Source organism: Metabacillus herbersteinensis (genome assembly GCF_042433335.1).
Lineage (GTDB): Bacteria > Bacillota > Bacilli > Bacillales > Bacillaceae > Metabacillus > Metabacillus herbersteinensis.
In genome coordinates this window covers 12,887-27,570 of record NZ_JBHLVO010000039.1, presented here as the reverse complement: position 1 = coordinate 27,570, position 14,684 = coordinate 12,887, and the positions used below count along the sequence as shown (strand labels likewise).

General features: G+C 38.0%; 11 protein-coding genes. 9 read left to right on the top strand and 2 right to left on the bottom strand.

Annotated features, from left to right (window positions below; all coding sequences use genetic code 11):
• The first annotated feature begins 18 nt into the window (after nucleotides 1-18).
• The 7 genes from ACFFIX_RS25020 to ACFFIX_RS24990 all read left to right on the top strand — a co-directional run bounded on the left by ACFFIX_RS25020 (nucleotide 19) and on the right by ACFFIX_RS24990 (nucleotide 7,443).
• Nucleotides 19-1,032 carry an ATP-binding cassette domain-containing protein gene (locus ACFFIX_RS25020; protein ID WP_378938960.1) on the top strand — a complete coding sequence of 338 codons (1,014 nt, stop codon included), beginning with the start codon at nucleotides 19-21 and terminating at the stop codon, nucleotides 1,030-1,032.
• Nucleotides 1,033-2,796, top strand: a complete 1,764-nt coding sequence (locus tag ACFFIX_RS25015) for a putative 2-aminoethylphosphonate ABC transporter permease subunit (protein ID WP_378938958.1) — start codon at nucleotides 1,033-1,035, stop codon at nucleotides 2,794-2,796.
• On the top strand, nucleotides 2,797-3,597 hold the full coding sequence (phnX, locus tag ACFFIX_RS25010) for a phosphonoacetaldehyde hydrolase (RefSeq protein ID WP_378938956.1): 801 nt from the start codon (nucleotides 2,797-2,799) through the stop codon (nucleotides 3,595-3,597).
• An 11-nt stretch (nucleotides 3,598-3,608) separates the two neighbouring features.
• Entirely contained in the window at nucleotides 3,609-4,724 is a 1,116-nt protein-coding gene (gene phnW / locus ACFFIX_RS25005) for a 2-aminoethylphosphonate--pyruvate transaminase (RefSeq protein WP_378938954.1), read from the top strand.
• On the top strand, nucleotides 4,721-5,908 hold the full coding sequence (locus ACFFIX_RS25000; protein ID WP_378938952.1) for a saccharopine dehydrogenase family protein: 1,188 nt from the start codon (nucleotides 4,721-4,723) through the stop codon (nucleotides 5,906-5,908). Before phnW ends, ACFFIX_RS25000 begins: the two co-directional genes overlap by 4 nt.
• Before the next feature lie 3 nt (nucleotides 5,909-5,911).
• Nucleotides 5,912-6,688 (top strand): DeoR/GlpR family DNA-binding transcription regulator, encoded by a 777-nt coding sequence (locus ACFFIX_RS24995; RefSeq protein WP_378938950.1) that lies wholly within the window; start codon nucleotides 5,912-5,914, stop codon nucleotides 6,686-6,688.
• A gap of 182 nt (nucleotides 6,689-6,870) precedes the next feature.
• Nucleotides 6,871-7,443 (top strand): competence protein ComK, encoded by a 573-nt coding sequence (locus ACFFIX_RS24990; RefSeq protein WP_378938948.1) that lies wholly within the window; start codon nucleotides 6,871-6,873, stop codon nucleotides 7,441-7,443.
• Between the two features lie 57 nt (nucleotides 7,444-7,500).
• Here ACFFIX_RS24990 and ACFFIX_RS24985 read toward each other — a convergent pair whose 3' ends face one another.
• Nucleotides 7,501-7,875 carry a YhjD family protein gene (locus ACFFIX_RS24985; protein ID WP_378938946.1) on the bottom strand — a complete coding sequence of 125 codons (375 nt, stop codon included), beginning with the start codon at nucleotides 7,873-7,875 and terminating at the stop codon, nucleotides 7,501-7,503.
• Nucleotides 7,876-8,171: 296 nt separating this feature from the next.
• Here ACFFIX_RS24985 and ACFFIX_RS24980 point away from each other — a divergent pair, with 296 nt between their 5' ends.
• Nucleotides 8,172-8,789, top strand: coding sequence for a TVP38/TMEM64 family protein (locus ACFFIX_RS24980; RefSeq protein ID WP_378938944.1), 618 nt, complete (start codon nucleotides 8,172-8,174; stop codon nucleotides 8,787-8,789).
• Between the two features lie 27 nt (nucleotides 8,790-8,816).
• Complete coding sequence (gene lepB, locus ACFFIX_RS24975; protein ID WP_378938942.1) at nucleotides 8,817-9,308, top strand: signal peptidase I; 492 nt, start codon at nucleotides 8,817-8,819, stop codon at nucleotides 9,306-9,308.
• Between the two features lie 243 nt (nucleotides 9,309-9,551).
• Here the strand turns inward: lepB and ACFFIX_RS24970 are convergent, their stop codons facing one another.
• Entirely contained in the window at nucleotides 9,552-14,468 is a 4,917-nt protein-coding gene (locus ACFFIX_RS24970) for a LysM peptidoglycan-binding domain-containing protein (RefSeq protein ID WP_378938940.1), read from the bottom strand.
• Nucleotides 14,469-14,684: the final 216 nt, after the last annotated feature.

The window sequence follows — 14,684 nt, the reverse complement described above, 5'->3', positions numbered from 1 at the left end:
AGAAAGGAAGTTCAAACTGTGACTGAATCTTTTTTAAGAGTAGAAGGTGTTAGCAAACACTTTGACCAGTTTACAGCATTAAATCATGTCTCATTTGATATGAAGAAAAACGAGTTTGTCTGCCTTCTTGGTCCGAGTGGTTGTGGGAAAACCACTTTATTACGGATTATTGCTGGTTTGGATCAGCCCTCAAACGGCCAGATCTATGTAAATGGCAAAGACATTACAAGCCTACCTCCGGCTAAACGAAACTTTGGAATTGTCTTTCAATCGTATGCATTATTTCCTAACTTAACAGCATTAAAAAATATTGAATTTGGTCTTAAAACAAAAAAGTATCCTAAAAAGCAAGTACGTGAAAAGGCGTTAGAGGCTCTTGAATTAGTCGATCTCTTGCATGTGAAAGATCAGCTGCCTGCTCAATTATCAGGTGGCCAACAGCAACGTGTTTCATTAGCAAGAGCGCTTGCATTATCGCCTGACTTTTTGTTGCTAGACGAACCTTTGTCAGCACTTGATGCAAAAGTGAGGGAAAAATTGCGGTATGAAATTCGAAGCATCCATGAACGAATTGGCATTCCAACGATAATGGTTACACATGATCAGGAAGAGGCCTTAACAATGGCTGATAAAATCATTGTCATGAATCATGCACAAATTGTTCAAAGCGGCACACCAAGTGAGGTTTACAATCATCCGAATCATCCTTTTGTAGCAGACTTTATTGGGTCTATTAATTTTATCAACCAACAGCCTAATGAACGAGACGTTGTCGCCATAAGACCTGAACATATTCGCGTTACAGATGACACGGGTGTGCTATCTACAGTAGAGAATGTGGAGTTTAAGGGTCCTATCTATCGGTTGATGGTCAAAATTATTGAGCCTAGCTCCTTCTTATTTCAACAACAAGTGAAGGTGGATATATCTGCACACCTTGCACATTCACTAAATATAAAAAAAGGCAGCCAGCTACCGATTACACTTCCAGAGAACCAGTTACTAGCTTATAAGGAACAGGTGGTTATTTAAATGCAAATAGCTGGAAAACAGCCGGTCCTAACTAAGAAGAAAGCAGTTCGACAACAGGCTGGGACAACTGAATGGATGCAGCAGATTCTCATTTTTATAGTGATCATCTCCATGTTATTAGTCCTTGTGTTTCCGCTGTTGACACTTTTTGTACAAGCTTTTTTAAATGAAGAAGAAGCATTTATTGGGATTGAAAATTTCATTAAATATTTCCAAACACAGGCACTTGTACAGTCATTACAAAACACAGTCTTTGTTTCAACGATTACAACTGTTCTATCTGTTAGTTTAGCTTTTGCTTACGCATTTGCAATTGTTCGTACAAATATGAAAGCAAAATCGTTTTTCCGATATGCTGCGTTATTGCCTTTGTTTGCCCCGACAATGATGCATGGAATCGCGCTAATGTACTTATTCGGGAATCAAGGTCTTGTAACTACTGGTTTTTTCGGTACCTTTCCAGGCATTAAGATCGATTTATACGGTCCAATTGGCATCATTCTTGCTGAGATTGTTTACACGTTTCCACAGGCTTTTCTTATTATGCTAGTTGCTCTGCAAGGATCGGATAACCGATTATACGAAGCAGCTGACACAATGGGTGCGGACAACAGGAAGAAATTTTTTGCGATCACGTTGCCTTCTGTGAAATACGGGTTAATTAGTTCAATCTTCGTCGTTTTTACATTAAGCTTTACGGATTATGGTGCTCCTAAGATTGTTGGTGGACAATACAATGTTCTTGCAACGGATGTGTACAAGCAAGTAATTGGCCAACAAAATATGGCGATGGGTGCCACGATCGGAATGATCCTAATGATTCCAGCACTTTTTGCTTTTGGAGTGGATCAGATCACCCAGCGAAAACAGGCAACCTATTTCACATCGAAATCTGTGCCCTATCAATTAAAAGAGAATAAAAGACGGGATGTACTTGCATCCATCTATTGTTCGGTTGTTTCTATTATCTTGATTAGTTTAATTTTAGCTGTTGTTTTAGCGGCAAGTGTAAAGGTCTGGCCCTATGATATGAGTTTTACTTTTGAACATTTTCAGTTTAATAGTTTTTCAGGTGATGGGCTAACAGCTTTTCAAAACAGTGTTATTGTTGCAGTGTTAACTGCGATTTTCGGTACAGCCATAACGTTCGTGTACGCCTATGTAATTGAAAAGTTTCGTAGATTAACAGGATTAAGAAAAATGAGTTACTTTTTATCAATATTACCACTGGCAATTCCAGGTTTAGTAATAGGACTCAGTTATATCTTTTTCTTTAGTAAGCAGTCCTTTTCACTGTTTGGTTTAGATATTAGCAATCCATTTTCATTTCTATACGGCACGATTGCGATTATCGTAATCGCCAATATTGTTCATTTTTATTCAGTTACCTTCATTACAGCGACAACAGCCCTGAAGAAATTGGACAAAGAGTATGAACTTGTTTCTGAATCAATGGGGGTACCTTTTTATAAAACGTTTTTTACTATTACTGTTCCAATATGTTTTCCTACCATATTAGAAATGCTTATGTATTATTTTGTCAATGCGATGGTTACAGTATCAGCCGTTATTTTTCTTTATTCAGCTGATTTCAAGCTTGCAGCGATCTCAATCGTTAACATGGATGAGGCTGGAAATGTTGCAACTGCTGCAGCAATGAGTGTCTTGATTGTTGTTACAAACATTGCTGTTAGAGTTCTTTACGAAGTGGCGTCAAAGCAGATCCGTAAAAAAGCGAACAAAAATCTTAAGGGGGTTTTATAGATGAACAAATATGAAGGTATTATTTTAGATTGGGCTGGAACGGCGATTGATTATGGATGCTTTGCACCATTAAAGGTGTTTATTGAAATCTTTACTAATAAGGGTGTCAACATTACAACAGAAGAAGCACGGGTGCCAATGGGCTTACCGAAAATTGACCATGTAAGAGCTATTTGTGAAATGCCACGGGTTAAAGAAAGCTGGCTTCAAATTCATGGCGAAACACCTTCAGAAAAAAATATTCAAGAGATGTATGAACAATTTGAGGAAATTCTTTTTGAAGTTTTACCTGAGTACACAACACCTATACCAGGTGTTCTGGAGACTGTTCAAATCCTTCGAGATAAAGGATATAAAATTGGTTCTACGACTGGCTATACAAGGGAAATGATGAATATTGTTGTTCCTGCTGCGAAAGAAAAAGGATATTCTCCAGACTTTATCGTCACACCAGATGAAGTGAAAGAAGGTCGTCCATATCCTTGGATGTGCTACTTAAATGCAATGGAATTGGGCATTTATCCAATGAACAAGCTTCTAAAGGTTGGTGACACAACCTCAGATATGAAAGAAGGTAGAAATGCAGGCATGTATACAGTTGGCGTCATCTTAGGTAGTAGTGAGTTAGGTCTTGCGGAGCATGAAATGAATGAACTGCCTAAAGATCTTTTATTAGAAAAAAAGTCGGCTGTTAAAGAGAGATTCTTAGCCGCAGGTGCAAATGAAGTGATTGATTCATTCAGCGATCTTCCAAATCTTTTAGAGAAGTTTGAGAAACAACCGATGGTGATCAGCAAATAGGGGGAATGAAAGTGGAAAATCCATATTTACTATTAACTCCAGGTCCTTTGTCTACATCAAAGACTGTTAGAAATGCGATGTTAAAAGATTGGTGTACGTGGGATCAAAGTTATAACAGCTTAGTTCAGGAAATTAGAAAGAGACTCGTCGCATTGGCAACTGAAGAAACGGATGCTTACGCTGCTGTGCTTATGCAAGGCAGTGGGACATTTACTGTCGAATCTGTGATCGGCTCAGTTTTACCTAAAAAAAATGGAAAGCTTCTTGTCGCAACAAATGGTGCGTATGGAGATCGAATTGTACAAATTGCTCGCACGCTAAACATTGATGTTACTGCTTGTAAGACAGATGAAACAGTTCCTACAGATTTAGACCATTTAAGAGAACTGTTGCAAGCTGACCCATCGATTACACATGTTGCAGTTGTTCATTGTGAAACAACAACAGGGATGCTAAATCCGATAGAAGAAGTTTGTCGATTAGCAAAGGAGTTTAATAAAACGACAATTGTGGATGCGATGAGTAGCTTTGGTGGGATACCCATTAACATTTCAGAGTTAACAATAGATTACTTAATTAGTAGTGCAAATAAGTGTATTCAAGGTGTACCTGGGTTTGGATTTGTTCTTGCTAACAAAGAAAATTTGCAAGCATCTAAAGGGAATGCCAGATCTCTTTCACTGGATTTATATGATCAATATGAAACGATGGAAAATCAGCAAGGAAAATGGCGCTTTACATCACCGACCCATACAGTCCACGCCTTCTATCAGGCTTTACTGGAGTTGGAGGAAGAAGGTGGGATTCGTAAGCGATATAAACGTTATCAAAGCAACCACCAGATTTTAGTAGATGGAATGTCGGAGGTCGGTTTCAAACCTTTATTAACCAACCAGCATCAGTCACCAATTATTACAGCATTCCTCTTTCCAGAAGATCAGAATCTTACGTTTGATATAATCTACAAACGTTTGAAGGAAAATGGCTTTGTTATTTATCCTGGGAAAATTTCTAAAGTAGACACGTTTCGGATTGGCAACATTGGTGAAGTGTTTCCAGAAGACATTACAAGACTGCTAGAAGCGCTAAAGAACATTACTTATAAACAAGGGGTTGTAAACGGATGAAAGTTTTTTGTTTAGGTGGAGCCGGAAAGATTTGTAGAGAAGCAATCTTAGATCTAGTTCAATTCTCTACATTTGAAAAAATAACCGTTGCAGATTTTAACGAACAAGAAGGTCAGAAGGTTGTCGAGTGGTTAAACGATCCGCGTGTTGATTTTGTAAAAGTAAATGTTTTTGATCACGATGACACGGTTAGTAAAATGAAGGGCTACGACATTGTGATGGACGGAACGACAATAACTTTAAATGGAAGGTCAACAGCTTGTATCGCGGAGGCAGGTTGTCATGGAATTAATTTAAATGGGTTTGGCGAAGAAGATAAATATCATGATGTGTTTGTGGAAAATGGAAAAACATGTTTGCCTGGTTTCGGTATGACGCCTGGATTAACTCAAATGATGGCTATGCATGCTGCAAATCAACTTGATACAGTAAAATCGGTACGTGTTAGCCATGGTTCTTATCGTCCTATTGCCTTTTCGAAATCAATCACTGAAACAACAACATACGAATATGATCCTGATTTACCTTCACGCGTTGTATTTGAAAATGGCGAGTTTATTCAAGTGCCTCCTTTTGCAAGACCGAGAGAAATTGAATTGCCTGAGCCATATGGGAAAGGAATACAGTATATCATTCCACATTCTGAAACAAAAACATTGGCCAAAGCATTAAAGAATAAAGAAGTTGAACTAATTGAAGTAAGAGGCACATGGCCTGAGCAAAACATGAAGCTTGTCCGTGCTCTATATGATTATGGTTTTCTTCGTAATGATGCGATTACGGTTAATGGAAGTGCAGTTGGAATCTTAGATTGTATTGCAGAATATTTGTACCAATCAAAAGAAGGAACTGAAACCGAATTGTACGGGTATGCTCTTCATATTGAGGTGATTGGGACGAGGGGACATGAAACCTATCAACATGTTTTAACCCATACTCACCCTAAGTCTGATGGAAGTGATAAGGGGTGGGAAGAACTACGGGCATACACACGTAACGTTGCGATTCCATTTGCCATTGCGACAGAGCTGGTCGCAAGTGGAAAGTGCTCAGGGAAAGGCATCGTGATTCCTGAAGAGGCGTTTACCGATCCAACCTTATTGTTTAAGCAATTAGAAAAACGTGGTATATTTGTCAAAGAACAAGTGACTAGGTTGGAAACAAAAGTAGAGCAAGGAGTATAATTCATGTCTTTATTAGCTGAGGAAAGAAAGAGAGTAATTATTGAACTAATCGATCAAAATGGAAAAGTACGAGTGAACGATCTAGCAAAGGATTTTGACGTTTCAACGGAAACAATCCGCCGTTACTTGGAAGAGCTCGAAAGTGAACGAAAGCTTAAGAAAGTATATGGTGGAGCAGTTAGGTTAGAGGATGAAACAGAAGAACCTGCGATGTTCGAACGCGAAATCGTCCGTATAGATGAAAAAAGACGAATTGCTAACAAAGCGTGCACGTTTATAAAAGATCAAGATGTAATTTTCATTGATGAAGGTAGTACAACACTACAAATGGTTCAATTATTGTGTAACTATAACCGATTAACGGTAATTACGAACTCATTTCCTGTAGCTTCAAAGTTGCTAGCGTATGCGAATAAGGAAACGTTTAATGGAGACGTCATTTTTATTGGCGGCAATGTTGGACATCGTCATTATCGCACTTCTGGATCACTAGCTGAACGGATGGCAGAAGAGTTTTTTGTTGATAAAGCGTTTATTTCCGTTGATGGAATTCTTCCTGAAGAGGGAATAACTTGTTTTGACTTAGAAAAATCTCAGCTCTCAAAAATTTTAATAAAAAATGCAACTGAAGTTTTTGTTTTAGCCGACCATTTTAAATTAGGTGTAAAAGCGAACTTCAAAATGGCTAGTTTGAGCAATATTAATAAAGTACTAACAGATGTCAATTTTCCTGAAGAATGGGATTTGACTACAACGTCATGTGAGTGGGTTATCTGTTAGAAGATAGCTGAAAGTACAATAATATCCTGAGCTCAGATAAAAATTGATGACAGATTTCTTTACAGAAATGTAAAGGAGTCTTTTTTTTGTTACTTTTTTGTAAATTTATAGAATATCTAATCGAAACATGCTAAATTGTTGGTGGTACAATTTACCTAATTTTGCATATGAGAGGTGAGAGAGTGGACAAGATTAAAGTTGATGTTATTGAAAAGTATGAAGCAAATCGCATGACAATGGCTGTCTTACCATATAAGTATGGTAAGAATGTAATGGCTCAAGTATTGGAGTGTGAGAATGAATTTATTGTAAAACGACGCCCAATGGAAGTTATTGATCGAAGTTGTAGATACTATGGATCTAGCTATGAAGGCAGGAAAGATGGAACGAGGGAATTAATGGGCATAACCCATAAGCCGCCCATCGTTGTAGATCCAGTTAGCACAATATTTCTCTTTCCTACCACATCCTCATCTAGACCACAATGTGCATGGTTATCGCATATTTACATACAACATTACACTTCCACAGATTTGGATGACACAAAAGTAATCTTCACGACAGGTAAGGAAATTACGCTTCCGGTGTCGGTTAGTTCTTTTGAAAATCAGTTATTTCGAACAGCTCAGCTACGTACAATTATTTCCTCTAGAGTTGAAGAAGAACATCGAAAAATGAATATGCTACTTCTTCCAAGAGAAAAAGAAACAAATTCTTTATATGAGCATATTATTAGGGAGTTAAGCAAGAAATAGGGTGGGCTAGGGTGGCTGAATTTGTTCTAGTCTATGGTTCGGGATCACTCTACTGGTTCAAGACTTAAGCTTTTTGTCTCGATTCTGAAATAAGTAAGTTTCAATTAATTCTGAGACTTTGTTGCGAATGCGTGGGTTAAAGTAATTATGTTGTTCCTCATAGCCGTGGTATATGAAGGAATAGAGGGTAAAGGCATCATCCCGCTTTACTTGATTTACTTTAATTTTACGTTGGTTTAGTTCTTTTTTTACTTGTGTGAGATCTTTTTGAGCTAGCTTTAGAGATTCCTCAACAAGACGTAGATAGGGTTGTTTTAGCTTAAAAGGACTTTGTTCAATAACGGATAGGTCGCGGTTGAAAACAGCAATGGTCATCGGTAAATAAATGGATTGCTCGATCATATCGCGAATATCTTCAGGAATTCTCGTCATTTGGTCTGCCCTCTTTCGGTGATTGTAAGGAACGTTTGTTCGTACTTATCATACAAGATTTTTTTGAAGTTTTCAAGTGTTGTAGCCAACTTTTTTATAGGCGCTTGCGCTTTTTTAACAATTACCGAAAAAGTTTCCCCTCCTTGAGAGTGTATGAACGTAGACTAAAGGTAGGGGGACGAATTTCAGTTCAAGTCAATAGCTAAAAGTTTTTCTGGGTGTTAAGTCTGGTTTATTCACAGTTTGGACAGAAACGTGTAAAATAAAAGCAAGGACATGTAATTAAGGAGCTAATTATGAACTTTGAGTCGTTGCTGGATTCATTTACAATTGAAAAATTAATGGAGTTTTTTGAACAATATCAATCATTCGGTCCTCTACTTGGAATCGGTTTACCCATGCTAGAAGCATTTTTTCCTTTTTTACCTCTTGTTGTATTTGTTGTCGCAAATGTAAATTCGTTTGGGCTTTGGGTCGGGTTTATCTTTTCCTGGATTGGAGCTAGCTTAGGAGCAATCATTGTTTTTTTAATTATAAGAAGACTTGGACAGGAACGCTTTTTTAAGTTTTTGAGAAAGCATGAGACAATCCGCAAGCTTGTGACTTGGGTAGAAAGACGAGGATTTAGTCCGCTTTTTCTGTTACTTTGTTTTCCATTCACACCTTCTGCAGCTGTAAATGTTGTAGCGGGACTTTCCAAGGTTAGTTTTAGGCAATTTACCCTTGCTGTTTTATCTGGAAAGCTTGTCATGATTTTTGTTGTCAGTTTTATTGGTCAAGATCTTGGCGCACTTATCACGAAGCCAGAAAGATCAATCATTGCTGGACTTATTATTTTACTGTTATGGTTTGTAGGAAAAAGAATTGAAAAGCGCCTAAACTTGTCAATGACAATGAAAAAAAGAGAGCAGTAATCATGGATCGCTCCCGAGGGGGATATGATGAAAAAACGAATTGTCGCTTTTACAACAATTGGTGTTTTAGTCAGTATCATTATCTTGAAAAATTTACTATTTGTTGAATATAAGGTAGAGGGAGTTTCCATGCGCCCTACATATGAAGAAGGAAGCCTCCTTTCTATTAATAAATACAGTCACTATTTCTTACCAGTGAAACGTTTTGATGTTGTTGTTTTTCGAGGGCCTGGAAAAAAAGAGGACTATGTAAAACGAGTAATCGGACTTCCAGGTGATAAAATTGAATACAAAGATGACCAGTTATTGGTAAATGAAGAACCTGTACCAGAGCCCTATTTGTCTACTAATAAGCTGGGTACTCAAACAGGGGATTTTACCTTGAAAGAAAAAACTGGGAAAAGAAAGATTCCTGAGGGTTATTTATTTGTAATTGGAGACAACCGCATCCAAAGCTATGATAGTCGCCACTTTGGCTTTGTGAAAGCGGACCAAGTCGTAGGGAGAGTATCAGAATGACTTGTGGTGTCCGGGTTTACGTCTCGAAACAAGATTTATTTAGGGTTTTGCACCAGGGGGAAAGTTAGTACTATGACTTCTATTTAGATAAGGATATGTATGAAGCGTAGGGGCCCCCGAACCCCTGACCTCTATGCTACCAGTAACAAATATGAATAGGGATTATGACAGAAAAGTGATGACTGAGTCCATTTCATTAACATGTTTACGTAATGGGGCTCAGTCACAGGTAATGTTTTCTCTCTATGAAGCTGGAATGTTTAATGTTTGACCTACATAGATCGCATCAGATGTTAAATTATTCGCTTCTTTAATGGAAGTAACGGTTGTGTTATATTTTTTAGCAATGACTGATAAAGAATCACCAGATACTACTGTATAAGTTGTTACATTTTCCTTTAGTTGGTTGTTTGTAGTTGTTATGTTTAATGTTTGTCCAACATAAATATTCTCTGTTGTTAATCGGTTTTCTTCTTTGATTGCTATGACAGTTGTGTTATAGCGCTTAGCGATGACTGATAAAGAGTCACCAGACACTACTGTATAAGTAATCGTCGACTTTACTGGTGTAGGTACTGTTTCATTATCCTCTGTTGTAGGTATTTTTAATGTTTGTCCTATATAGACCGTGTCGGTACTTAAATTGTTTATCTCTTTTATTTTGCTAATAGTTGTATTGTTTCGATTCGCAATCGACCACAAGTTGTCACCTGAAACTACAGTATAGGTCGTGTAGGTTTGACCAACTGGTGGCTCTGTCACATCGGTATAGATTGGTGAAGTGACAGGTACTGTCGTTGGAAGAGAGGTAGAATAACTATTCCAAACGTCTGTATTTTCTTGGCCAATGCTCCAGTTACCGACTCCGCGAAGGTTATATTGACTTACTAATGAGAGTTTATGGCGAATCGATTCTTCGTTATCGTACCAGATTGTATAGGTTCCGGGTCTTAGGGAGGAACCACCCACAACTGTTAGCGGGTCACCTTCTTTAATAGTGATCAAAGCTTTTGGTGTTTTGCTTATTTCATCAAAGACGACTGTTCCGTTATACTTTTCAATTAATTCTTCAATTTTCGAGTTTGATATCCCATGGCCTCCGTAAGAAGCTCCCTCAATCCAATAACGGCCAAAGTGGGCGACTCCTACAACAATTTTATCGGCAGCGACTTGTTGATTAAGAGCATATTGAATGGACTTTTCAACCCAAGAATAACTTGCCACAGGTCCTGCTTTTCCCCCAGGATAGCTTTCGTCATAACTCATAATCATTAGATAGTCTGCATATTTAGCTAAATTTGTATAATCATACGATCCATGCCAACCGGTTTTCCATCCATTAGGGTTTGCAGCAACCGCAACGGAAACTTCCTTTGTTGACGGAATCTTTTGACGCAATAACCGAACAAACTCTGTATAATTATCTCGATCAGCATCTGTAACATTCTCTATGTCTACATTTACACCATCTAGATTGTAGCGTTCAATTGCATCAGCGATTTGTTGAACAGCAAGCTCTTTATTTTGTAGCATGGCTCGACCAACCTCGCGATTCCAATGGTTACTTAAAAATGGAACAACTCGAACTCCTCGTTGATGCATCGTTTCGACAAAATTAGGATCTACCTGATAAGTAAGCTTTAACGTACCATCTGAATTAATATCAAAGTAACTAGGTGAGACGGTATTTACTGAACTAGCTGTTTGATTCACCATATTAATATATTCTTTTGTGTTACCAAAATACATATAACCAAGGTTAATCACTTCACTCGCGGTGACAGGTAATCGTAAGGCTTGATTTGGTTGAATGACCTGACTTGTTAAATGGTTCAGTGCCATTAAAGCATCAACTGTCGTGTTATATCGTTTTGCAATCGTATATAGGGTTTCACCAGTAGAAACAGTATGGCTGTAAAGACTTATTGCTGTCCTTTCACTGATATTCCCTGCTAGGTCGGTTTGGGTAACCGAGGCTGTGATTTCCCCAGTCGGATCCACTTCATCTAGGTAGATATTTATGGAATAAAAACCTTTGGAGTCAGCTGTTGATGATTTAGTAAGGAGCTCATCCCCATTAGTATTAAGGATTGATACTCCAATCGTTGCATTTGGTTCAGAGGTTCCGATAATCGTATAGATTGACTGTTGATTCTCAAAACCGAACCCATTTTTCGATACAATCGGGTTTTCTACTACCGTATCTTTTTCGATGGTTGAAGCTTGAACAATACTTGTGTTTCCAGCTTTGTCAGTTTGAGTGAGTTCAAATGTTAAACGTCCATCTTTCAAACTCGATAAATCAAGGTCTGCTTCAAAACTACCGTTGATGACCATAGCTGTTTTTGTTATTTCCGTTGTCCCATCGCTTACCACCGCTTTAACTTGGGCACCTTCTTCAACACTAGATCCCGTAATGGAATAATCAGTCATATTTAGACGATTAACAAAAGGTTCAACAGTTGCAACTGCCTCCGCTGGTGCTTTTGTATCCTTTGTTATGGTTACAGGTTGAGGTTCACCGATATTACCAGCTGCATCTGTTGCAATAAATGAAACCGTAATGTTTCCATCATTCAATGGTGTCACACTGATTGGTAGCTCAAATCTTCCATTAAAATCCGTCGTTACAGTTTTTGTCATGTTCGTCACGCCATCTGTTAATAAAATGTCAAGCGTGATGTGGGGTTCCGCTGTTCCGCTTATTTTGTAATTGTTCATGTTTCCACTAAAAATACTCGGTAGTAGATCTATGTTTATATTCATAGGTCCAATTGTATCTTTAAGTAAAGTTTTTGTTGTAAATGGACTAACATTTTTAGCTTGATCCATCTGCGCGATTTTAAATGTAACATCTCCGTCATTTAAAGCAGAAAGATCCACTGGAATTCTGTACTCTCCATTTGCATTTGCCCGCCAATTAATTTCAATCGCCTTGCCGTTTACATTAGAAACGTTTATGTTTACTTGTGCATTGGCCTCAGCTGTTCCTGTTAGGAAATAGGAACTCTGATTGGCCTTATTGATAAAGTTGTTAGTATTAAAAATGGGAGCAGTTGGAGCGGCAGTATCTTTTACAATCGTCGCTTTCCCGGCTTGACTCATAATTCCTGATAGACTAGTTTGTGTTGCCAAAATTGTTAAGGTTGTATCACGAAGTGCGCTTAAATCAACAATTACATGGAATTCCCCATTTTCATTTGCGACAGATGTTGCAATGACATCAGGATTTGTTCCATCTGATACGGTGATGTCAACCGTTGTTCCCGGTCGTGCGATACCGAATATTGTGTAATTCTTTTCAGTTTGGCTATTTATGATATCAGCGCTTTCAATCACTGGTGGCGCTATGCTAGTTTTTTTTGTGACTGTAGTTTGATGAACGACACTACTGTTTCCTGACATATCAATGGCACGGGCAGCAATCGCTAATTGTCCATCATCGAGAGAACGTAAATCTACATTTGATCGGAATTCCCCAAGCTCATTCGCAGTAGCTTCAGTTATCACTTCAGGATTCACACCATCTGAAACTGTAATTTCAACCTTCGCACCAGGCTCTGTAACCCCGGAAATCGTGTATTTGTTTGCATTTTCGATTGTTACTTGTTTGCCAGTATCAATGACAGGTTCAGTAGCAACAGTATCCTTTATCACGGATAGTGTTGTTACTTTACTTTCGTTACCAGATGAATCAACAGCTTTCGCTGAAATAACAATAGTGCCATTTCTTAACTTCGAAACATCAACCTTATTTTCAAACCTTCCATTTGCATCCGATTTAATCTGAATCTTTATCGGTGAATTGTTGCCATCAGTTAGAGTAATATTTACGATCGCGTTTGCTTCAGTTGAACCCGATACTGACAAACTTGATTGATTTCTTGTGGTGATCGGTCCGATTGGATTTAGTACTGGAACAGTTGGTGCTACTGTATCTGCTGGCAGTTGTGTAACTGTTTCTTTAGTAGGGATTTTAAGGATTTGACCAACATAAATCATATCTGTTGATAAATTATTTGCTGACTTAATTGCATCTACTGTTGTATTTAATCGCTTCGCAATGTGGAACAACGAATCTCCAGCCACAACTGTATACGATGTTGTGATTTCTTTTGGAGGTTCAGGTGGCTGGACTTGTTCACCTTTGTTTGGTGGGATGGTTAAGGTTTGTCCAACAAAAATCATATCCGATGTTAAGTTGTTTTGTATTTTAATTGTATCAACGGTCGTGGCGAACTTTTTGGCGATTAATGATAACGAATCTCCAGAAACTACAGTATAGGTAGCTGGAGCTGGTTTGGTAACAGTTGTATCTTCGGGTAATGGAGCCGGTTCGGTTACAGGTGGTGCTGGAGTATTCGTATCAGTTGATTGATTTTTCGGTACTTTTAACAGTTGCCCAACAAAAATCATATCTGTTGTTAAATGGTTTAAAGACCGAATCGTATCCACTGTTGTACCAAGCTTTTTCGCAATCAAAGACAACGAATCTCCAGCCACAACCGTGTGAGTACTAGTAGTATCTTTATTTTCAACAGTCGGGGGAGGAATAGGAGTAGGAGTGACTGTTGTTTCTTGAGCAGCTGTTCTAGGGATTTTTATTATTTGTCCAACAAAAATCTTCTCGCTCGTAAGTTGATTAAAAGATCGAATGCTTTCAGCCGATGTGTTAAACCTTTTCGCAATGATGAAAAGGGTATCACCTGATGCTACTGAATATGAAAGAAAAGGGAGGTTTAACTTCTGACCAATATAGATCGTATCCGAAGTTAATCCATTTACCGTTTTGATAGAGGCTACAGATACATTAAAACGTTTCGCGATAATTGATAAACTATCTCCAGATTTCACCGTATACACATCGTATTGATTTGTTTGTGGAATATGGGTATTACTTGTCGCGGCACCTGCAGTTGTTGCTGTCGCCCCTAAATAGATAGTCGTGACAAGCAGGGATCCAGCCATTACTTTTGCTGCTGTAATGGGTACATTGGGAAACTTCTCTTTAATTAAATTTCGGATTTGTACTTGAAGATGTTTCTTCTTATTTGGTGAGCGCCCTAGCTCATTTGAAAACTCCGACAATTGAGGATCGAGATAGATGACTATTGTATAATTGTTCTGGTCTAGAATTAATTCGTACCTATTAATGTCCATTATAAAACACCTCAATATTTAAACTCTCTTGTTGTTACCAAGATTATTCATAACACCATCACAAAACCTCTACCTTGATATACAGAAATCATCTAATTCTAAACAATTATCCTATAGATAAAGACTACGGACTCTTTTCTATTTTTTTCAGTATTTAACATAAATGTTGGTAGTCGTGATGAATGGCATTTAGTGAGAATTTAAAGTAAAATAAAG

What these genes read in the sequence shown, in the direction of transcription:
- ACFFIX_RS25015 (WP_378938958.1), top strand. Translation starts at nt 1,033, where the DNA reads ATGCAAATAGCTGGAAAACAGCCGGTCCTAACTAAGAAGAAAGCAGTT.
- phnX (WP_378938956.1), top strand. Translation starts at nt 2,797, where the DNA reads ATGAACAAATATGAAGGTATTATTTTAGATTGGGCTGGAACGGCGATT.
- ACFFIX_RS25000 (WP_378938952.1), top strand. Translation starts at nt 4,721, where the DNA reads ATGAAAGTTTTTTGTTTAGGTGGAGCCGGAAAGATTTGTAGAGAAGCA.
- ACFFIX_RS24995 (WP_378938950.1), top strand. Translation starts at nt 5,912, where the DNA reads ATGTCTTTATTAGCTGAGGAAAGAAAGAGAGTAATTATTGAACTAATC.
- ACFFIX_RS24985 (WP_378938946.1), bottom strand. Translation starts at nt 7,875, where the DNA reads ATGACGAGAATTCCTGAAGATATTCGCGATATGATCGAGCAATCCATT.
- ACFFIX_RS24980 (WP_378938944.1), top strand. Translation starts at nt 8,172, where the DNA reads ATGAACTTTGAGTCGTTGCTGGATTCATTTACAATTGAAAAATTAATG.
- lepB (WP_378938942.1), top strand. Translation starts at nt 8,817, where the DNA reads ATGAAAAAACGAATTGTCGCTTTTACAACAATTGGTGTTTTAGTCAGT.
- ACFFIX_RS24970 (WP_378938940.1), bottom strand. Translation starts at nt 14,468, where the DNA reads ATGGACATTAATAGGTACGAATTAATTCTAGACCAGAACAATTATACA.